This window comes from Mumia sp. Pv4-285 (genome assembly GCF_041320275.1).
Taxonomy (GTDB): domain Bacteria; phylum Actinomycetota; class Actinomycetes; order Propionibacteriales; family Nocardioidaceae; genus Mumia; species Mumia qirimensis.
Genome location: NZ_CP162023.1, coordinates 3546213 through 3564715, shown reverse-complemented (window position 1 = coordinate 3564715; position 18503 = coordinate 3546213). Strand labels below are relative to the sequence as shown.

The 18503-nt window shown below is 71.2% G+C and carries 17 protein-coding genes and 1 riboswitch; of the genes, 11 read left to right on the top strand and 6 right to left on the bottom strand.

Features of this window, described 5'->3' with window-relative positions; all coding sequences use genetic code 11:
• Positions 1-11: 11 nt before the first annotated feature.
• Positions 12-1577 (bottom strand): hypothetical protein, encoded by a 1566-nt coding sequence (locus AB3M34_RS17280; RefSeq protein WP_370615801.1) that lies wholly within the window; start codon positions 1575-1577, stop codon positions 12-14.
• 130 nt (positions 1578-1707) lie between these two features.
• Positions 1708-2004, bottom strand: a complete 297-nt coding sequence (locus tag AB3M34_RS17275) for a WhiB family transcriptional regulator (RefSeq protein WP_370615800.1) — start codon at positions 2002-2004, stop codon at positions 1708-1710.
• Between the two features lie 202 nt (positions 2005-2206).
• On the opposite strand from AB3M34_RS17275, the gene AB3M34_RS17270 reads away from it, so the two are divergent.
• Positions 2207-3145, top strand: coding sequence for a MerR family transcriptional regulator (locus AB3M34_RS17270; RefSeq protein WP_370615798.1), 939 nt, complete (start codon positions 2207-2209; stop codon positions 3143-3145).
• Positions 3146-3208: 63 nt separating this feature from the next.
• Here the strand turns inward: AB3M34_RS17270 and AB3M34_RS17265 are convergent, their stop codons facing one another.
• Positions 3209-4780 carry a carboxypeptidase regulatory-like domain-containing protein gene (locus AB3M34_RS17265; RefSeq protein WP_370615797.1) on the bottom strand — a complete coding sequence of 524 codons (1572 nt, stop codon included), beginning with the start codon at positions 4778-4780 and terminating at the stop codon, positions 3209-3211.
• 71 nt (positions 4781-4851) lie between these two features.
• Positions 4852-5112, bottom strand: a complete 261-nt coding sequence (locus AB3M34_RS17260) for a hypothetical protein (RefSeq protein ID WP_370615795.1) — start codon at positions 5110-5112, stop codon at positions 4852-4854.
• A 117-nt stretch (positions 5113-5229) separates the two neighbouring features.
• Between AB3M34_RS17260 and AB3M34_RS17255 the strand changes: the two genes are divergently transcribed.
• A complete protein-coding gene (locus AB3M34_RS17255; protein WP_370615793.1) occupies positions 5230-5490 on the top strand; it encodes a hypothetical protein in 261 nt (86 codons plus the stop codon).
• Here AB3M34_RS17255 and AB3M34_RS17250 read toward each other — a convergent pair whose 3' ends face one another.
• The gene (locus AB3M34_RS17250) at positions 5491-5823 is read right to left on the bottom strand and encodes a TraR/DksA C4-type zinc finger protein (protein ID WP_370615792.1); all 333 of its coding nucleotides are present in this window, start codon (positions 5821-5823) and stop codon (positions 5491-5493) included.
• Positions 5824-5909: 86 nt separating this feature from the next.
• Between AB3M34_RS17250 and poxB the strand changes: the two genes are divergently transcribed.
• Positions 5910-7643, top strand: a complete 1734-nt coding sequence (gene poxB / locus AB3M34_RS17245) for a ubiquinone-dependent pyruvate dehydrogenase (protein WP_370615791.1) — start codon at positions 5910-5912, stop codon at positions 7641-7643.
• Between the two features lie 4 nt (positions 7644-7647).
• Here the strand turns inward: poxB and AB3M34_RS17240 are convergent, their stop codons facing one another.
• Positions 7648-8883, bottom strand: a complete 1236-nt coding sequence (locus AB3M34_RS17240) for a glycoside hydrolase family 3 N-terminal domain-containing protein (protein WP_370615789.1) — start codon at positions 8881-8883, stop codon at positions 7648-7650.
• Positions 8884-9011: 128 nt separating this feature from the next.
• On the opposite strand from AB3M34_RS17240, the gene AB3M34_RS17235 reads away from it, so the two are divergent.
• The 8 genes from AB3M34_RS17235 (at position 9012) to AB3M34_RS17200 (ending at position 18493) form a co-directional block, all read left to right on the top strand.
• Positions 9012-10583: a GGDEF domain-containing protein gene (locus AB3M34_RS17235; protein ID WP_370615788.1), complete on the top strand. Its 1572-nt coding sequence runs from the start codon at positions 9012-9014 to the stop codon at positions 10581-10583.
• A gap of 161 nt (positions 10584-10744) precedes the next feature.
• Entirely contained in the window at positions 10745-11434 is a 690-nt protein-coding gene (locus tag AB3M34_RS17230; RefSeq protein WP_370615786.1) for an NUDIX hydrolase, read from the top strand.
• Between the two features lie 64 nt (positions 11435-11498).
• Complete coding sequence (gene nadA / locus AB3M34_RS17225; RefSeq protein ID WP_370615784.1) at positions 11499-12767, top strand: quinolinate synthase NadA; 1269 nt, start codon at positions 11499-11501, stop codon at positions 12765-12767.
• Positions 12764-14317: an L-aspartate oxidase gene (gene nadB / locus AB3M34_RS17220; protein WP_370615783.1), complete on the top strand. Its 1554-nt coding sequence runs from the start codon at positions 12764-12766 to the stop codon at positions 14315-14317. Before nadA ends, nadB begins: the two co-directional genes overlap by 4 nt.
• Complete coding sequence (nadC, locus tag AB3M34_RS17215) at positions 14311-15165, top strand: carboxylating nicotinate-nucleotide diphosphorylase (RefSeq protein WP_370615781.1); 855 nt, start codon at positions 14311-14313, stop codon at positions 15163-15165. The genes nadB and nadC overlap by 7 nt, the downstream gene beginning before the upstream one ends.
• The gene (locus tag AB3M34_RS17210) at positions 15166-16320 is read left to right on the top strand and encodes a cysteine desulfurase family protein (RefSeq protein ID WP_370615780.1); all 1155 of its coding nucleotides are present in this window, start codon (positions 15166-15168) and stop codon (positions 16318-16320) included. It abuts the gene before it with no gap.
• Positions 16321-16659: 339 nt separating this feature from the next.
• Positions 16660-16822, top strand: a riboswitch (cyclic di-AMP (ydaO/yuaA leader).
• A gap of 7 nt (positions 16823-16829) precedes the next feature.
• On the top strand, positions 16830-17384 hold the full coding sequence (locus AB3M34_RS17205; protein ID WP_370615778.1) for a C40 family peptidase: 555 nt from the start codon (positions 16830-16832) through the stop codon (positions 17382-17384).
• A gap of 71 nt (positions 17385-17455) precedes the next feature.
• Positions 17456-18493 (top strand): DUF3048 domain-containing protein, encoded by a 1038-nt coding sequence (locus AB3M34_RS17200; protein WP_370615777.1) that lies wholly within the window; start codon positions 17456-17458, stop codon positions 18491-18493.
• Positions 18494-18503 lie beyond the last annotated feature (10 nt).

The following is an 18503-nucleotide window of genomic DNA, read 5'->3' as shown; positions in this document are numbered from 1 at the left end:
GCAGCCGGTGCTCAGCGCCTGACCTTCGCGGTCTTCTTGCTCGTCCGGCTGGTGGTGGCGTACGAGACGCGCTTGCCGGTGACCTTCACGCGGATGCGCTTGCCGACGTCCTTCCTCGTCAGTCGGTAGGTCTTGTGGGTCGCGTGCGGGATCTTCTTGCCGTTGCGGTACCAGCGGAAGCGGAGATCCACCCTGCCCGGTCCCCAAGACCTGGTGCGCACCCTGAGCTTCGTGCCGTTCGTGGCCTTGCCGGCGATCTTCGGGACACGTGCCGAGAGGACACCGATCGACGGGGAGGTCGTCGCAGAGGTCCTGGTGGCGGGGACATGACCCTCCTTGGTGGCCGTCACCGTGACCGACATCCGCTTGCCCGCGTACGCGTTGGTGACCCGCAGCGCAGACGACGTGGCGCCGGGGATCGCGGAGCCGTTCGTGCGCCACTGGTAGCGCAAGTGGAGTCCCGTCGGTGCCCACCGGCCCGGGTTGGCACGCAGCGTCGAGCCCGTGCGGGCGGTGCCGGAGACCGTCGGAGCTGCCGCGGTGATCTTCGGTGCCGGACCGAGCTGCACCGTGAACTCGCGGTGGCTCTCCGGCCCGCGGAAGTCGACGATCGTCGCCTCGGCCAGCGTGTAGGTGTCCTTCCAGTACTCCGCGACGGCCGGCGGTCCTGAGTAGCCCTCTTCGGGGAGGGCGAAGAGGTACTTGAAGGTGCCCGTTCGGCTCGCTGGCCGGAAGTGGCCGGCAGCGTCCGCGGCGGTTCGACCGGCGTGCCCCTCCTGCCACTGACCGCCGACGAGGTGGTAGACCACCACCAGAGCGTGGGGGAGCGGCATCCCGTCGGGTCCGAGAACGGTGAAGTCGACGGTCGAGAGTACGGCGAGCTGGACGTCCACCAGGGCGACCTGCCCCGGCGTGACCTCGACCGCTGTCTGCGAAGTCGCGTAGGGATAGCCCTCAGCGTTGTTGCCTGCACTCACGTAGACCCGGTAGTCGCCTGCGACGAGGTCCGGAAGGTCGGCGTCGCGGGTGTCGAACGAGCCGTCGGGCCCGGTCGTGAAGTGTCGACCCTGGCTGCCGGCGCCCTCGGCGATGTAGAGGGACGCCTCGACAGGGGCGCCGTCCTCGTTCGTCACGCCACCGCGCACGAAGCCGGCCTGCTCCAGGACGATGTCTTCGATGTCGACGCCCTGACCTCGGACCCTGATCCGCGTGCCGTTGGTCGGCATCCACGCGTCGCCGTAGTACTCGTCGGCGTACGGTTCGGGAGCACCGGAGGTGCGGAGGACGTAGGTGCCGTCAGGAATGGCGGGCGCGGTGAAGGTGCCGTCCGCCTCTGTCTCGGCCTCAGCGACGACGACGTCGGTCTGGTTGACGCTGTACAGCTCGATGCCGATGCCGTCCGCCGCCGTCGTGTCATCGACGCCTGGGTGGAAGAGGACGCGACCGCTCACCGAGCCGGTGTCAGCCGCGTACGCGGGCGCACCGACCAGGACGGTCGTGCCGAGGACGGCTGCACCGAGGAGGCAGAGCAGGCGGGCGGAAAGTCGTCGCGGGGCCGGGTCCGACGCATCGTGCACGGGTCACTCCTCGAATCGCCGGGCGCCGGCTGCCCGGGGTCGAGCAAAGACTAGCCGCCGGCGAGCTCGCCCGGGAAGGAGTGGCTCGCCGGCGGCTAGGACCAGCGTTCAGTCGCAGTGCGACCGAAAATCAGGAGGCGTGCCGGACACCGCCGCTGGCGAGGAGGTCGGTGCGTTCGCGGGTGTTGAGGCCGCCCCAGACTCCGAACGGCTCCTGGACCCGGAGTGCGTGCTCCAAGCACGAGGCGACGACCGGGCAGGCTGCGCAATATTCCTTGGCTTTGGCCTCGCGGGCGAGCCGCTTCGAGCCGCGCTCGTCCTCGGGGCTGAAGAAGGTGGCTACATCGGCGTCGCGGCAGGCTCCGTCGAACTGCCACTCGTAAGAGTCGATCAGCGGCATCGGGAGACGGGAGATCGTGCTGTTCATGATGTTACTCCTTCCAACTGAGGGTAAGAACGTAGCACGAGAACTTGTTCACCCACCACGGGGGTGAACCAATTTGCTCGCGCCAAATCCTTGCGGTACCGGTGATCGCTATACCCAGGTACCCACTGGAAATGATTCAAACCTGCAATTTCATGGCGAAGTTTGTACCCTGGCCCGGATGCTGACCGAGGAGAGGTAACGGATGCCACCCCCTCCCGAGGGACTGAGCGTGCAGGCTGTCGCCGCCCGCATCGGTGTGCCCGCCGCCACGCTGCGCACGTGGGAGCGCCGCTACGGGCTCACGCCGTCAGGACGCAGCAGCGGAGGACACCGGCGCTACTCCGAAGGGGACGTCGGTCGGCTCGCGGTCGTCGCCCGACTGGTGAGCGACGGCATGTCGCCCCAGGTCGCCGTCGAAGCAGTGCGCGCGGACCCCCACGTGTCTCCGATGGCGCTCGGCAGGGCGCAGGAGCAGATCAGTGGCGAGCTGGTGTCCGTCCTGCTCGCGGCGGGCGCACGCGGCGACACCGCCGCGATGGCGCGCCACGTCAGCCGGGCGATCGTTCGTCGCGGCGTGATGCGTGCCTGGGACGAGGTGCTCGTCCCGCTGCTCCAGGCGGTCGGAGACCTCTGGCGAGACCCTGCGTTCGGGGTCGCCGGCGAGCACCTCACCACCGAGGTGATCCTGACGGCCCTGCGGGGCGCGGCCGTGAGAGCCGAGCCTCGCACTCGGGGGACGGTGGACACCGACGTCCTGCTGGCAACCGCCGAGGAGGAGCAGCACTCGCTCCCGGTCGCAGCTCTGTCGGCGGCGCTCGCCGAGTCCGCGGTCGCGAGCCGCTCGCTCGGAGGCAGGGTCCCGGCAACGTCGATGGTCGACGAGATCGTGCGCTCACGTCCTCGGGTCGCGTTCGTCTGGGCGTCGATGCGACGCCCGAACGGCAGCCTGCTTCACTCGATCCAGGACACCGCCGTCACACCCATGCTGGTCCTGATCGGCGGTCCCGGCTGGAAGCGGGTCGACGTCCCCGAGCCGCGGCACGGTGTCGCGATCGAGCGCGTGCCTGATCTGCCCGGCGCCGTGACGCGGATCGCCGGCGTGGTCAGCCCGCAGACCGTTCCGCCGGAGCCTGAGGTCTGATCCCGAAAGCGATGCCGGCCCTCCCCGGTACGGGAAGGGCCGGCGTCAGCGAGAGGGGACGGGCTACTTCTTCACCCGTGCCGTCTTCTTGCTGGTCTTCGTCACGGTCGCGTACCAGGTGCGCTTGCCCGTGACCTTGACGGTGATGCGCTTGCCGACGTCCCGCTTGGTGAGCGTGTACGACGTCTTCTTGGCCTTCGCGATCTTCTTGCCGTTGCGGTACCACTGGTAGGTCAGTCGGACCGGGCTCGGACCCCAGGCCGCGGTCTTGGCCTTGAGCTTCTTGCCCTTCTTGACCTTGCCCGCGATCCGCGGCGTCTTCGCGGAGAGGGTGCCGACGACCGGCGCGGTGGCTGCAGACGTCCGCGCGACGGTCGTGGAGCCGGACCTCGAACCGGTGACCGTGACCGAGATCCGCTTGCCCGCGAACGCGTTGGTCAGCCGCAGCGCGGTGGCCGTCGCGCCAGAGATCGCGGCGCCGTTGGCGCGCCACTGGTAGCGCAGAGCCACGCCCGCCGGGCTCCACGTGCCGGCGCTGGCCCGCAGCGTCTGACCGCTGCGCGCGCTTCCCGAGAGTGCCGGCGTGCGCGGGGTGATCACCGGCGCGACGACCTGGGCGGGGCCGAGCTGGACGGTGTAGGCGGCGTGCGTCTGGGGCGTCGGGAACGTCACGGGAGTCGCCGTCTCGAACGAGGAGGCGTCCTTCCAGTACTCGCCGACCGCTGCCGGACCGGAGTAGCCCGTGGGGAGTCCGAAGTAGACCTTGAACGCCGGGTAGTAGTCGGTGAAGCGGTAGCGGCCCTCCGCGTCGGTCGTGTGCGGACCGGAGTTGATCCAGTCCCAGACGCCATCGCGCAGGACGCGGATGTTGAGCGGGGCGTCCACGAGGGGCTTGCCGGCGGGATCGAGGACGGTGAAGTCGACCGTGGGGCGCTCCTTGAGGATGACGTCGAACGTGGTGGTCGTGCCGGGCGTCACCACGACCTCTTCGTCGACGTAGTAGTACGGCCAGCCGCGGTTGGTCGAGTCGGCGTCGTAGACGGAGACGCTCACCCAGAAGCTGCCGGGGAGGAGGTCCTTCGACCACTCGCCCGTCTGGTTGTCGTACGTGCCGTCGGCCTTCGTCGTGACTCCGTAGCCTCCGGAGCTCTCCGACTGGCGGAAGCTCACCGACGCGCCGGCGACCGGCTTGCCGAACTCGTCCTTGACCGTGCCCTTGATGAAGCCCGCCTTCTCGAGGACGATGTCGCCGAGCGCTTGGGTGTTGCCGTTCTTGACCACGACCTCCGTCGCGTCACCGACGTACCATGCGTCGCCGTGGTACTCGTCGGCGTAGGCGTCATCGGCGTCGTGGGTGCGGACCGTGTAGGTGCCGTCGGGCACCCCGGTGAGGGAGAACCTGCCGTCGCCACCCGCGAAGATCCACTTCGCGTACTTGGCGGTGGGGTACACCGACTCGATCCCGACCGACATGCCGGCCGCCGGCGTCGCCGTGCTGTTCAGCAGGACACGACCGGTCACCGTGCCGGTCGCGGCGTGCGCCGGTGCGGCGACGAGCATCGAGAGGCCGAGTGCGACAGCGAGCGCCAGGACGAGGGCGTGGACGCGCCGGACAGGGGCGTGCGAGGTGTGCATGGGGGAAGCTCCGAGAACGTCGGCGGGAGCCGGGCGCTCCCAAGTCTGTACCAGGGTACGTGCCCCCCAAGTCAGGCCTCGGCGTCGCCCCGCGTCCGTGACCGCAGCCACTGCCCGAGCGAGTCGGCGAGCTCGTCGGTCGGCTCCTCCTCAGGCTCCGCCTCTTCGAGGGGCTCCGGATCGGCCGGGAGCGGCGCGGAGGGATCGATCTGCCAGGTGACGCCGAAGGCGGTCGACCCCGTCACGGAGGTGACGGCCGTGCGTTCCGGGTCGTACGGCTCACCGGACGCGGTGCTCGTCACCTCGTCCTGCACGCTCTTGCTGCGAAACACGCCCACGATGCTCCTCCGGGATGTCTTAGGCCCTGCCGCCCAGCCTAGGTCGCCCGCCTTGTCACGTCCATGTGACACAGGTACTGTCACGATCGTTCCCAACTCGAGGAGAAGCGCATGTCCAAGCTCGCACCGCTCGCCGGCACCGTGATCGCCGCCACCGGCGCCGCGCACTTCGTCACGCCGCAGGCGTTCGCCTCGATCAACGAGGCCGCCTTCCCGCAGAACACCGGTGAGTGGATCAAGCGCAACGGCGCGACGGAGGTCGCGCTCGGACTCGGCCTCGTCTCGCGTCGCACGCGCAAGCTCGCCGCCGTCGGCCTCGTCGCCTACAGTGCGTTCCTCGGCAGCCGGATCGCGGCCAACCGCAAGGGCTGATCAGCCGCAGCCGACGCAGGTGCGGGCGGCCGGTCGTACGGCGAGCCGCTCGTCGGGGATCGGCCGCCCGCACCTCTCGCACACCCCGTACGCGCCCGCCGCGATGCGTGCCGTCGCCTCGGTCAGCTCGTCGCGCTCGTCCTCCAGCCTCTTGATGAGGGCGGCGACCTGCTCGCGCTCCCAGGCGATCGTCGCGCCCTCCGGGTCGTGCTCGTCGTCGGAGTTCGACGCCGCCGACGCGGCGACGATCGACGCGTGGTCGCGTCGGAGCACGTCGAGCTGCTCGGCGACCCGAGTGAGGCGTCCAGCGAGCGCAGCGGCATCCACGACCACGGCAACGCCGGCGCGCGCCGCGTGATTCCTGCCTTCACGGCGCGCCGATGTGACGATGGGAGGGAGCCGCAACCGGAGGAGCGCCTATGCCGACCACCGCCCAGGTGATGATCGAGACGGTGAAGGCCGCCGGCGTCTCGCGGATCTACGGACTGCCGGGCGACTCTCTGAACGCGTTCACCGATGCACTGCGCAAGGACGGAACGCTGGAGTGGGTCCACGTACGCCACGAGGAGGTCGCCGCGTTGGCAGCCGCTGCCGACGCGCACCTGACCGGAGAGGTCGCCGTGGTCGCCGCAAGCTGCGGACCGGGCAACCTCCACCTCGTCAACGGCCTCTTCGACGCCCAGCGGAGCCGTGTCCCGGTCGTCGCGATCGCCTCTCACATCCCGAGCAGCGAGATCGGCAGCGGCTATTTCCAGGAGACGCACCCTCAGGACCTGTTCCGCGAGTGCTCCGTCTACTGCGAGATGGCCGGAGTGCCCGAGCAGCTGCCGAGGATCCTCGAGATCGCCTTCCGTACGGCGGTGGCCGAGCGTGGCGTGGCCGTGGTGGTCGTGCCGGGTGACGTCATGCAGGCGGACGCGTCAGGGCGCCGGCCACCGACGGCGATCGAGACACCCCGTAGCCACGTCGTTCCGGCCGAACGCGACCTCCGACGGGCCGCCGAGCTCCTCGGACGAGCCGGCAAGGTCACCATCCTCGCCGGTGCAGGATGTGCGGGGGCGCACGACGAGCTCCTCGCGGTCGCCGGGGCGCTGAAGGCGCCGATCGTGCACGCGATGCGGGGCAAGGAGTACGTCGAGCACGACAACCCGTACGACGTGGGCATGACCGGTCTGCTCGGATTCTCGTCGGGCTACCGCGCGATGGAGGCGTGCGACGCCCTCCTGATGCTCGGTACGGACTTCCCGTACCCCCAGTTCTTCCCCGAGCACGCCACCGTGGTCCAGGTCGACCTTCGCGGTGAGCAGCTCGGCAAGCGGACGCCGGTCGACCTCGGGCTCGTCGGGGACGTCGGAGACACGCTGCGTGCGATCACGCCGATGATCGAGCCGCGCAGCGACGACGCACACCTGCGTTCGATGCTCGAGCACTACGCGAAGGCGAGGAAGAGTCTCGACGATCTCGCTGTCCCGGGTACCGAAGGGCCGCTTCACCCCCAGTACGTCGCGCGCACGGTCTCGGAGACGGCGACCGCCGACGCCGTGTTCACGTGCGATGTCGGTACGCCGGTCATCTGGGCCGCCCGCTACCTGCGGATGAACGGACGGCGCTCGATCGTCGGTTCGTTCACGCACGGGACGATGGCGAACGCGCTCGGTCACGCCATCGGCGCTCAGGCCGCCTACCCGGACCGGCAGGTGGTGGCGCTGTGCGGCGACGGCGGGCTGTCGATGCTGCTCGGCGATCTCATCACGCTCGTCCAGCAACGCCTGCCCGTGAAGGTGGTGGTGTTCAACAACGCCTCGCTCGCGTTCGTCGAGCTGGAGATGAAGGCCGCGGGCATCGTCAACTTCGGCACCGATCTGACGAACCCGAGCTTCGCGGCGATCGCCCGCGCGATGGGCATGCACGGCGAGCGGGTCGACCAGCCGGACCGTCTCTCAGCGGCTGTCGCGGAGGCGTTCGACGCCCTGGGACCGGCGCTGGTCGAGGTGGCGGTCGCGCGGCAGGAGCTGTCGATCCCCCCGAACATCACGGCCGCGCAGGCAAAGGGTTTCACCCTCTACGCGCTCAAGACGGTGCTCTCCGGTCGCGGTGACGAGGTGCTGGACCTCGCCCGGACGAACGTATTCCGGAGGTTGCGCGACCGCTGACGGGTCAGGACGTCGCGGAGCGGGGCTGCTTGAGCGCGACGACGCGCGCCGCTGCCTCGTACACGCGGGCGCGGAAGGCCGGGTCCTTGCTCGCCTGTGCTGCGACGGCCGCAGTCATCTCCGGCATCTGCGCGGGGTCGACGGCGAGCACGAGGTCACCGCCCGCGCGGAGGAAGTCGACGGCGCGACGGCCGGGCGGTCGGTCGGACACCTGTGCGGCTGAGGAGAGGTCGTCGGAGATGACGACGCCGTCGAACCCCAGGCCTTCACGCAGGAGTCCGGTGACGACCGGCCGCGAGAACGCCGCGGGCTGGCGCGGGTCGATCCGGTCGTAGATCGCCGTCGACATCATGATCACGCGGGCACCGGCGGCGATGGCGTCCTCGAAGGGCTGGAGGTACGGGTCGTCGGCGCGGGTCCGCGTGTCGTGGACGTCGCCGGTGGTGTCCGTGTTCGCGGTCACGCGACCGAGCCCGGGGAAGTGCTTGACGGCAGCGAGGACGTCGGCGCCCTCCATCCCCGCGAAGAAGGCGAGTCCTTGGCGGGAGACGATCTCAGGGGTGTAGCCGTAGTGGCGGTCGAAGGCCCCGATCGGGGCGTTGCGCGGCGCGAATCGCGGGCTCGGCACCGTGTCCAGGACGGGCGCGAGGTTCATGTCGATCCCTGCTCTGCGCAGCTGCTGACCCCAGGTCGTCGCCCGTCGCTGCAGGGTCGCCGTCGGCCACCCGCCCTGCGTCGCGGCAGACGGGATCTCGCTGAACCCGGGGCCGCGGAGCACCTGCACGAGCCCGCCCTCCTGGTCGGTCGACACGAGGAGCCGCACGGACCCGGTGGAGTCGGCATCGACCTCCGCCTGCAGGGTGCGTGCCACCCGCGCCGTCGTGGCGACCCCTTCCTCGCTCCGGCCGCGGAGCATCACGTTGCCGACGTGGTTCTCGCGGACCGCCTCGAGCGTGGCCCCGTCCGCCCGCGACGCCAGCGTGCCCGTCATGAAGACCTGCCCGACGACCTGCGCGAACGTGAGGTCCGCCAGCGCCTCGTGCGGTGTCGGCGTGGCCGCCGTCGGCGACGCCCCGGTCGCAGTGGGCGACGGCGCGGGGGAGGGCGTGACCGCGGTGGCGGTCGGCGTCGGCGAGGACCGCTGCGGGGCGTCGGACCGGGATGCGTCCGAGCAGCCGGCCAGTGCGAGCGCGGCAGCGAGACCGAGCGCGAGTCGGCGCGCTACCGGTGAGCCGCTCATCGCCCCCAGGCTATCGGGCGGGTGGTGCAATCCGTGCAGGGCGTGACCCCTGCATGAACTTGTCTGTAAAGAACGCCTGGAAACGGACGTTTGCGGCGATACTGGCGGTGGGCTCGGGAAGGAGTGCGATGACCTCTTCGATCACGTCGTCGCATGCCGCCAGTCTGACGACCGCGCTCGCGGCCGTCCGGGGTGGCGATGGTGCGTTCGCAGCGTCGGCGATGAAGAACCTGCTGCGCGATCTCGGTCGTGACCCGTCGGAGCAGCGCGCGCTCGCCGAGTACGCCCTCGCCACGGCGGCGATCCAGGACGGCGCCGTCGGGCAGGCGTCGCGCGCTGCCGCAGCCTGCCAGGCGATCGGACTGGCGCTGGACGAGCCGGGCTGGGTGGCGATCGGCTGCGCCACGCGCGCCATCGCCGTGCTCCAGGACAACCGGCCGGCCGACGCCGTCGAAGACCTCGTCAGGGCGGAGTACGAGCTGCGGGCCTCGGGTCGTGACGGGCTGCGCGCGTGGGCGCACACGCAGCTCGGCCAGGCGTACGAGAGGTTCGGGCTCTTCGAGCTCGCGGTCCCGCACTACGAGGGGGCCATCGCGATCGACGAGCGCATCCTCGACATCGCCGGCTCGCGCGCGCTCGACGCCCGCAACCTCGCGACCGTGAGCTACCACTGGGTCAAGGAGCTCGACATGCTCATGGACCCGGACCTCGACGACGAGGTCGAGCTGCGCCGCGCCGAGGTGGTCCGGTGGGCGGAGCGGTCGCTGGCGCTGGCGTCGACGGAGCAGGTCGAGGGTGCGGTCTTCCCGCTGGCGCGCTACCTGCGGGCGGCCGCCGCCTGGCCGTCGGAGCCCGGTCGCTGGATCGGTGAGCTGCACGTGTGCCGCAGCAACCTCAACGAGTCCGCACACCCCGGCTTCGAGATGGAGGCGACGGCGCTGCTGGCGGTCGCGTACGTCGAGGTCGGCGAGATCGCCGAGGCGCAGCGCGAGGCCCGTCGGGCGCTGATCCGGCTCGAAGGCGTCGACGACCTCAACGTCCAGCGGTACGTGCGCTGGGCGACGCTGCGGGTGGCCGACGCCATGGGGTACCCGTCCGCCGGTGCCGGGCTCGGCTACGGCCGGAGCATCGCGTGGGCCTGGCGTCAGCAGCACCAGAGCGACCTCGAGATGATGCGTGCGGCGATCGCCGGCTACGAGCGGTCGCGTGCCCACGATGCCGCGGTCCGTGCCGCCCGAGAGGACGCGCTCACGGGCCTCGGCAACCGACGTGCGTTCGACGAGTGGATCGCCGAGGTCGCTGCCGCACGCGGTGAGGTGAGCCTGATCGTCGTCGACGTCGACCGCCTCAAGGAGCTCAACGACACGTACGGTCACGCTGCCGGCGACGTCGCCCTGCGGGCCGTCGCGGACGTGATCCGGAGCAACGTCCGCAGCGGCGACCGGTCGGCGCGCGTCGGGGGCGACGAGTTCGCGGTCGTGCTGGCCGACGCGGACCCGGTGGAGGCGCAGCTGGTGATGGACCGCATCCAGCTCGGTGCGCGCGTGGTGTCGTTGACGGCGGTCCCCAGGGCCTCCGGCATCGGGCTGAGCATGGGTCTGGCGTCTTCGAGCGAGGGCTTCGTGACGAGCGACCTCTACGCCGTCGCGGACGCGCGGATGTACGAGGAGAAGCGCCGCCGCGCCGGCGCGGTCGCCTGACCTCTTCGCAGCGCGCCGCCGTCCCCGGCCTCCTGTCTCGACGTCTCATTCCGTGGGCAGGGGCATGCCGCGGTGGCGAGTAAGGGTGCCTATGACTATTATGTGTTCAGGTCGAGGCGACACTTACTCCAGCAGCCTCGTCGTCCGGAGGAGTGGGAGCCATGCACGGGATCGAGATCGCGGTGTCCACCGTCATCTTCGCGCTGCGCCACGACCCCCGGGCCGACTGCACGGCGCTGTGGATGCCGCTGGTCCGCCGCGTCCGCGAGCCGTACGAGGGCAGCTGGGCCCTCCCCGGAGGGCCGGTCCGCCCGGACGAGGACCTCACGGACACCGCGCGCCGCACCCTCGTTGAGACGACGGCACTGAGCCCGACGTACCTCGAGCAGCTCTACACGTTCGGCCACGTCGACCGGGCGCCCAGACCCGTCCCCGGTCCTCGCGTCATCTCGGTCGTCTACTGGGCGCTGGTCCGCCCCGAGGAGGCCGAGCGGGGGATCGAGGACGAGAACGTCGCGTGGCACGCCGCTGACCACCCGCCCGAGCTCGCGTTCGACCACGCCACGATCGTGGAGTACGCCCTGTGGCGGCTGCGGACCAAGATGGAGTACTCGCGGATCGCGCAGGCCTTCCTGGGCGAGACCTTCACCCTCGCCCAGCTGCGGCAGGTGTACGAGGTCGTCCTCCAGCGCACGCTCGACCCCGCCAACTTCCGCCGCCAGGTCGAGTCGAGCGGTGGCGTGGAGCCGACCGGCGAGCACCTCGTCGGAGGCAGGCACCGACCGCCCATGCTCTACCGACATCGCGCGGCGAGCGACCTCGCCGACAACGGACCCCTCACGCGGCTCTGACGTGCCTCGCACGGCTGCACCGCACCCGCCGGCTCTGCCGGCTCCCTCCAGGAAGGCAACGAACATGACCTCAGTCGACACCGTCGTCCGGAGCGCACCCGGAGCCACCTGCGCGCCCGACCTCGCCGACGGACCCTGGACGTTCGACCTCGCGCCCCCGTCGTACGGTCCCGGCGCGTCGATGGCCGATCCGATCCCTGCCGAGGCGCCCCGGCAGGGCGTGCTCCCCGCCGCGTACACGCAGATGCCGGCCGACGAGCTCGACGCACGCATCCGTGCCGCCAAGGAGACGCTCGGCGACCGGCTGGTGATCCTCGGGCACTTCTACCAGCGCGACGAGGTCGTCAAGCACGCCGACTTCGTCGGTGACTCGTTCCAGCTCGCGAACGCGGCCCTCACCCGTCCCGAGGCCGAGGCCATCGTCTTCTGCGGCGTCCACTTCATGGCGGAGACCGCCGACATCCTCTCGGGACCCGAGCAGGCCGTGATCCTGCCCAACCTCGCGGCCGGGTGCTCGATGGCCGACATGGCCGACATCGACTCCGTCGAGCAGGCGTGGGCGGAGCTCGAGGCGGTGTACGGCACCGAGCCCGACGCCGACGGCAAGGTGCCGGTGATCCCGGTGACCTACATGAACTCGTCCGCCGCGCTGAAGGGCTTCTGCGGCGACCACGGAGGGATCGTCTGCACGTCGTCGAACGCCGAGACAGTGCTGCGCTGGGCGTTCGACCGAGGCCAGCGCGTCCTCTTCTTCCCCGATCAGCACCTCGGCCGCAACACCGCGAAGGCGATGGGGGTCAGCCTCGACGCGATGCCGATGTGGAACCCGCGCAAGCCCCTCGGGGGCAACGACGAGCAGACCCTCCTCGACGCGAAGGTCCTGCTCTGGCACGGGTTCTGCTCGGTCCACAAGCGCTTCACCGTCGCGCAGATCGAGAAGGCACGTGCCGATCACCCCGACGTCCGGGTGATCGTCCACCCGGAGTGCCCGATGCCGGTCGTGGACGCCGCCGGCGAGGCGGGCTCGACCGACTACATCCGCAAGGCGGTCCAGGCCGCGCCGGCAGGCACGACCTTCGCGATCGGCACGGAGATCAACCTCGTGCAGCGGCTCGCTGCGGAGCACCCCGAGCACACGATCTTCTGCCTCGACCCGGTGGTGTGCCCGTGCTCGACGATGTACCGGATCCACCCCGGCTACCTCGCCTGGGTGCTCGAGAGCCTCGTCGAAGGGCGGATCGAGAACCGGATCCAGGTCGACGTCCGGGTCTCCGACGGAGCTCACGTCGCGCTCGAGCGCATGCTCGCCGCCCGTCCGCCGGAGCAGCGGTGAGCGCCGTGCGTCGCCGCGTCGTGGTCGTCGGCAGCGGCATCGCCGGCATGACCGTCGCGGTCGAGGCCAGCGCCGAGCACGACGTCGTGCTGATCACCAAGGGCGCCCTGGGTGAGGCGACGACGCGGTACGCACAGGGCGGCATCGCGGTCGTCCTCGACGCGGCCGCGCGGCCCGGCGTCGACGACTCGGTGTCCGCGCACGTGGCAGACACGGTCTCCGCCGGAGCCGGCCTGGTCGACCCGACGGTCGCCGAGACGGTCTGCGGCGACGGTCCGGACGCGGTGTCGGCGCTGATGCGCTGGGGCACGCGGTTCGACCGTGTCGACGGGCGGCTCGCGCTGGGCCTCGAGGCAGCGCACTCGGCGCCGCGCATCCTGCACGCCGACGGGGACGCGACCGGGGCGGAGATCGTCCGAGCGCTCGCGGCGAAGGTGCGTTCCGGCGCGGTCGTCGTCCGGGAGCAGGCCCTCGTGACCGACCTCGTCGTCCGAGACGGTGCGGTGACAGGCGTGGTCTGCGTCGGCGTCCCCAGTGGACTCCCGTGGACGATCGACGCCGACGCGGTCGTCCTGGCCACCGGTGGTGCCGGCCAGCTCTACGCCCACACCACCAACCCGCTGGTCGCGACCGGCGACGGGCTGGCTCTCGCGCTGCGCGCAGGCGCCGTCGTCGCCGACCTCGAGATGTACCAGTTCCATCCCACCCGTCTCGCCGTCCCGGGCGGCGGCCTGATCTCCGAGGCCGTACGCGGAGAGGGAGCCGTCCTGCGCGACACCGCCGGTCGGCGGTTCATGACCGAGGTCCACCCCGACGCCGAGCTCGCCCCCCGCGACGTCGTCGCCCGGGAGATCGCCCGCGTCATGCGCGAGCAGGGCGGTACGCCCGTGCTCCTCGACGCGACGGCGCTCGGCGCCGACTTCCTCGCCCGCCGGTTCCCGGGTCTCGACGCGCGCTGCCGGGCGCACGGGCTCCGCTGGGACCGCGAGCCGATCCCGGTCACCCCGGCCGCGCACTACTTCATGGGCGGTGTCCGGACCGACCTCGCGGGGCGGACGAGCCTCCCCGGCCTGTACGCCGTCGGCGAGGCCGCCTGCACCGGGCTGCACGGTGCCAACCGCCTCGCCTCCAACTCGCTGCTCGAGGGTGCGGTGACCGCGCTGCGCTGCGTGCCGGCGCTCGGTGCCCCTGCCCCGGCGGTCTTCGAGGGGGAGCCGACACCGTACGCGCCGGCCCCCGTCTCCGAGGACGCCCAGCCGATGGAGCGGGCGGAGCTCCAGGAGATCATGTGGACCGCCGCCGGCCTGGTCCGGGACGGTGCGACGCTGAGCGCCGCGTCGGACACCCTCGCGGGGTGGACGACGGCCGACGACAGGACGGCTGCGTCGTACGAGGACGCCAACCTCCTGGAGGTCGCCCGGCTGGTGGTCGCTGCCGCGCTCGCCCGCACGGAGTCGCGCGGCGCGCACGACCGCCGCGACTTCCCCCGTCGCGACCCCGCCTTCGACCGGCACCTCTCGTGGGTGCGCAAGGGAGACCACGCATGCTGACCGACGCCGTCATCGCCACCGCCGTGGCCGCTGCACTGCACGAGGACGCCCCGTGGGGCGACGTCACCGGCGAGGTGCTGGTCCCCTCCGACGCGGTCGCGTCGGCGCGGATGGTCGCTCGACAGCCCGGTGTGCTGGCCGGCGTCGGGGTCGTGGCGGCGACGTTCACCGCCGTCGACCCGACGATCGCCGTGCGGCCCGAGCGCGAAGACGGCGACGGTCTCGTCGCCGGCACCGTGGTCGCGACGATCGTCGGACCGGCACGCGGCGTGCTGCGCGCAGAGCGCGTCGCGCTCAACTTCGCCCAGCGGATGTCCGGCATCGCCACCGCGACCCGCGCCTACGTCGACGCCGTCGCCGGCACCGGCGTCCGCATCGTCGACACCCGCAAGACGACGCCGGGCCTGCGAGCGTTCGAGCGGTACGCCGTACGCTGCGGCGGCGGCCACAACCACCGCTACTCCCTGTCGGACGCCGTGATGGCCAAGGACAACCACCTCGCCGTCCTCGGCGACGACCCCGAGCGCATCACCGCGGCCCTGCGCGCTGCACGTGCGGCGCTCCCGCACACCGTCCACCTGGAGGTCGAGGTGGACCGGCTCGACCAGCTCGACGCGGTCCTCGCCGCCGGCGTCGACACGGTCATGCTCGACAACTTCTCGCTCGAGGACCTCCGTACCGGCGTCGAGAAGGTGGACGGCCGGGCCCTGGTCGAGGCCAGCGGCGGCATCACCCTCCCGGGGATCCGCGACGTGGCCGAGACCGGGGTCGACCTCATCTCGGTCGGGGCTCTCACCCACAGCGTGACGGCGCTCGACCTGGGGCTGGACGTCGAGGTGGCGGTCTGAGTGCGCTACCTCGACGCGGCCGCGACGACGCCCGTACGCCGGGAGGTGCTGGAGGCGATGTGGCCGTTCCTCACCGGGGAGTTCGGCAACCCCTCGAGCCACCACGCGCTCGGTGACGCGGCCGCGCGGGCGCTCGAGTCCGCCCGGCGCGACGTCGCCGCCGCCGTGGGCGGACGCGCCGCGGAGATCGTCTGGACCTCCGGCGGCACCGAGGCCGACAACCTCGCCCTGAAGGGGCTCGCCCTCGCCCGGCCGCGCGGCCGCCACGTGGTCACCTCACGCATCGAGCACCCGGCGGTTCTGGAGGCGTGCGGCTACCTCGAGCGCCACCACGGGTTCCGCGTCGACCACCTCGACGTCGATGCGCGAGGCGTCGTAGACCTCGATCAGGCCCAGCGGTTGATCGGTCCGGAGACGGCGGTCGTCTCGGTCATGCTGGCCAACAACGAGATCGGGACGCTCCAGCCCGTCGTGGAGCTCGCCGAGATCGCCCGGCGTCACGGGGCGCTGGTGCACACCGACGCGGTCCAGGCGATGGGCGCGGTCGCGGTCGACGTGGCCGATCTCGGCGTCGATGCACTCTCGCTGAGCGGCCACAAGCTCGGGGCGCCGAAGGGGAGCGGAGCGCTGTGGGTACGCCGCGGGTTGGCGCTCGAGCCGCTGGTGCACGGGGGAGGCCAGGAGCGCGGTCGTCGTTCGGGCACGGAGAACGTCGCGGCCGCGGTCGGCCTCGCCGCGGCGTTGTCGCTCGCGATCGAGGTGACGCCGCACGGGCCACGTCCCCGTGGACCGGTCGCGGACCTTGCCCGGGCCCGTGACGAGTTCGTCCGCGAGGTCCTGGCCGGTGCCGAAGGCGCCTTCCTGACGGGCGACCCTGTACGCCGCCTCCCCGGCCACGCCTCGTTCTGCTTCCCCGGCACGGCGGGAGAGGCCGTGCTGCTCGGTCTGGAGCAGGACCACGGCATCGTGTGCTCGAGCGGTTCCGCCTGTGCGGCTGGCTCGGACGACGCTTCGGAGGTGCTGCTCGCGCTGGGGATCGAGTCGGAGGTGGCTCGTACGGCGGTGCGCTTCACCGCGTCAACGCCTGCGGACCTCGAGGGGGTCGCGGCGGCGGTGGTGGACGCCGTACGCGGGGTCCGTTCACTCGCAGGCTGACGGTCGACCCGGACGGTTTGTCCACTCTGTGGCGGTTCGGCTCGCTTCCGGCCCGACCTCTTGTTATCGTCCTGTGACGCTATCGAGATAAATCGTGATCATCGTCACGGGCTGCCTCGTAGATCCCTGTGATAGCAGGCTTCGACCGCTGGACGTGTGCCCAAGAACATGGTGGGTGACATTCGACCGGTTTGAGCCCTTGGGAGAGATTGCCTACTGTTGCCCGCGGCCCGGATTCGGCCACACAACCGCATATGGGGTCAGACCGGGACGCGACCGGGTCGGACCGCACAACTGAACATCGTGTGTGGGAAACGCCGAACCCTGCCCGCCTGCACACGCCCCCTTTCACCGACACACCGACGGGCAGGAGCGGAGGAACCAACTCTGCACGAAGACCGCTCGCGGTCATGCGTGCTCGGGGTGAAGTCCTTTCACAGGGCAGGGCCATCCTTCGGCCCTAATCCGACAGCTCACTTCGCAGGCGTGGAAGGGAAACCCCACACAACATGCTCGCGACCCCCCGGATGCGGCGCCTCGTTGCGCTGCCTATCGCATCGCTCGCTGCCCTCGCCATGGTCTTCACGACCGGCCAGTCCGCCAGCGCTGCCACCTCCACCACCACGACCAAGACGGCGACCGCCTCGAAGCTCAAGGCCTCCACGGCCAAGCAGCTGAGGCAGGCCAGGGCCAAGCAGCGCCGTGCGAACCGCATCGGCACCGCCGCCCGCGTCGCCGCTCGCCAGAAGGGCGATCCGTACCGCTACGGCGCCAGCGGCCCCGGCGCGTTCGACTGCTCGGGCCTGACGTCGTACTCGTTCCGCAAGGCCGGGATGAAGCTCCCGCGCACCGCGAACTCCCAGTACCAGCGCGTCCGCAAGATCAAGAAGCGCAACATCCGCAAGGGCGACCTCGTCTTCTTCGGTGGATCCCGCAAGTACCACGTGGGCATCTACTGGGGGAAGGGTCGCATCCTCCACTCGCCGTACTCCGGCAGCCGGGTGAAGGTCGAGCGGATCTGGACCCGCGGCTGGTCCGCGGGCACGCTCCGCCTCCGCGGCTGATCCGACCCGTACATCACGACACGGCAGGGCCGGTGCCTCGAGGGGCACCGGCCCTGCTTCACCATGGGAGCATGCCCGTGAGCACTCACCCCCGAACCGCGGTCCGCGCGACGCTCGTCGCCGCAGCCCTCCTCCTCGCCGCTGCCTGCTCGGGCGGAGGCGACGAACAGCCTGCCGCGAAGCCCACCACGGCGGCCACACCGGACGCGAGCCGCAAGGCCGCGACCCTGGTCCGCGCGAACCCCTTCACGGGCATCGCGTCCGAGAAGGGGCTCCCCGACCACCCCTCGTTCCTCGTCAAGATCGAGAACACCGACGCCGGTGCGCCGCAGTACGGGCTCTCGCGGGCCGACCTGGTGGTCGAGGAGCTCGTCGAGGGCGGGCTCACCCGCCTCGCCGCGATCTTCTACTCGCAGACGCCGTCGAAGGTCGGGCACGTACGCTCCACCCGCACGACCGACATCGCGCTCGTCAAGCCGACCGGCGGACACCTGATCGCCTCCGGCGGTGCGGGTGTCGCGGTCCGCAAGATCAAGGGCGCCGGGGTCGACTTCCACAGCGAGGACACCGGCAACCTGCCGCTCACGCGCGACCCCGCCAAGAACGCTCCGTACGACCGGCTGCTCGACCTCGACGCCTACGCCGAGAAGTACACGTCGGCGAAGGCTGCAGTCCCTCCGCCGTACCTGACCTTCGGTCCCCAGCCGACCCCGGGCACCCGCAAGGCCACCGCCTTCTCGGTGCGGTTCTCCGCGGGCACGGCGACGCGCTGGCAGCTCGAGTCCGGCCACTACCGCCGGGTCAACGGCCACGCGGAGAAGGGCAAGGACTTCAAGCCCGACACCGTCCTCGTCCTCTACACGCGACAGGGCGACGCCGGCTACCGCGACCCTGCCGGCAACCCTGTCCCCGAGACGGTGTTCACCGGCAGCGGGAAGGCCGCCGTGCTCAGCGGTGGCAGGATGCTCGACGCGCGCTGGAGCAAGAAGAACGCGTCCGCGCCGATCACGCTCGTCGCGGGCGGCAAGCCCGTGACGCTGAAGCCGGGCAAGGTCTTCATCGAGCTCGTCCCGCAGGGCAACGGCGGCGTCTCCGTGACCGCGCGCTGACGCGAGGAAC

What these genes read in the sequence shown, in the direction of transcription:
- poxB (WP_370615791.1), top strand. Translation starts at nt 5,910, where the DNA reads ATGCCGACCACCGCCCAGGTGATGATCGAGACGGTGAAGGCCGCCGGC.
- AB3M34_RS17265 (WP_370615797.1), bottom strand. Translation starts at nt 4,780, where the DNA reads ATGCACACCTCGCACGCCCCTGTCCGGCGCGTCCACGCCCTCGTCCTG.
- AB3M34_RS17270 (WP_370615798.1), top strand. Translation starts at nt 2,207, where the DNA reads ATGCCACCCCCTCCCGAGGGACTGAGCGTGCAGGCTGTCGCCGCCCGC.
- AB3M34_RS17200 (WP_370615777.1), top strand. Translation starts at nt 17,456, where the DNA reads ATGCCCGTGAGCACTCACCCCCGAACCGCGGTCCGCGCGACGCTCGTC.
- AB3M34_RS17235 (WP_370615788.1), top strand. Translation starts at nt 9,012, where the DNA reads ATGACCTCTTCGATCACGTCGTCGCATGCCGCCAGTCTGACGACCGCG.
- AB3M34_RS17255 (WP_370615793.1), top strand. Translation starts at nt 5,230, where the DNA reads ATGTCCAAGCTCGCACCGCTCGCCGGCACCGTGATCGCCGCCACCGGC.
- nadA (WP_370615784.1), top strand. Translation starts at nt 11,499, where the DNA reads ATGACCTCAGTCGACACCGTCGTCCGGAGCGCACCCGGAGCCACCTGC.
- AB3M34_RS17275 (WP_370615800.1), bottom strand. Translation starts at nt 2,004, where the DNA reads ATGAACAGCACGATCTCCCGTCTCCCGATGCCGCTGATCGACTCTTAC.
- AB3M34_RS17205 (WP_370615778.1), top strand. Translation starts at nt 16,830, where the DNA reads ATGCTCGCGACCCCCCGGATGCGGCGCCTCGTTGCGCTGCCTATCGCA.
- AB3M34_RS17240 (WP_370615789.1), bottom strand. Translation starts at nt 8,883, where the DNA reads ATGAGCGGCTCACCGGTAGCGCGCCGACTCGCGCTCGGTCTCGCTGCC.
- AB3M34_RS17230 (WP_370615786.1), top strand. Translation starts at nt 10,745, where the DNA reads ATGCACGGGATCGAGATCGCGGTGTCCACCGTCATCTTCGCGCTGCGC.
- nadC (WP_370615781.1), top strand. Translation starts at nt 14,311, where the DNA reads ATGCTGACCGACGCCGTCATCGCCACCGCCGTGGCCGCTGCACTGCAC.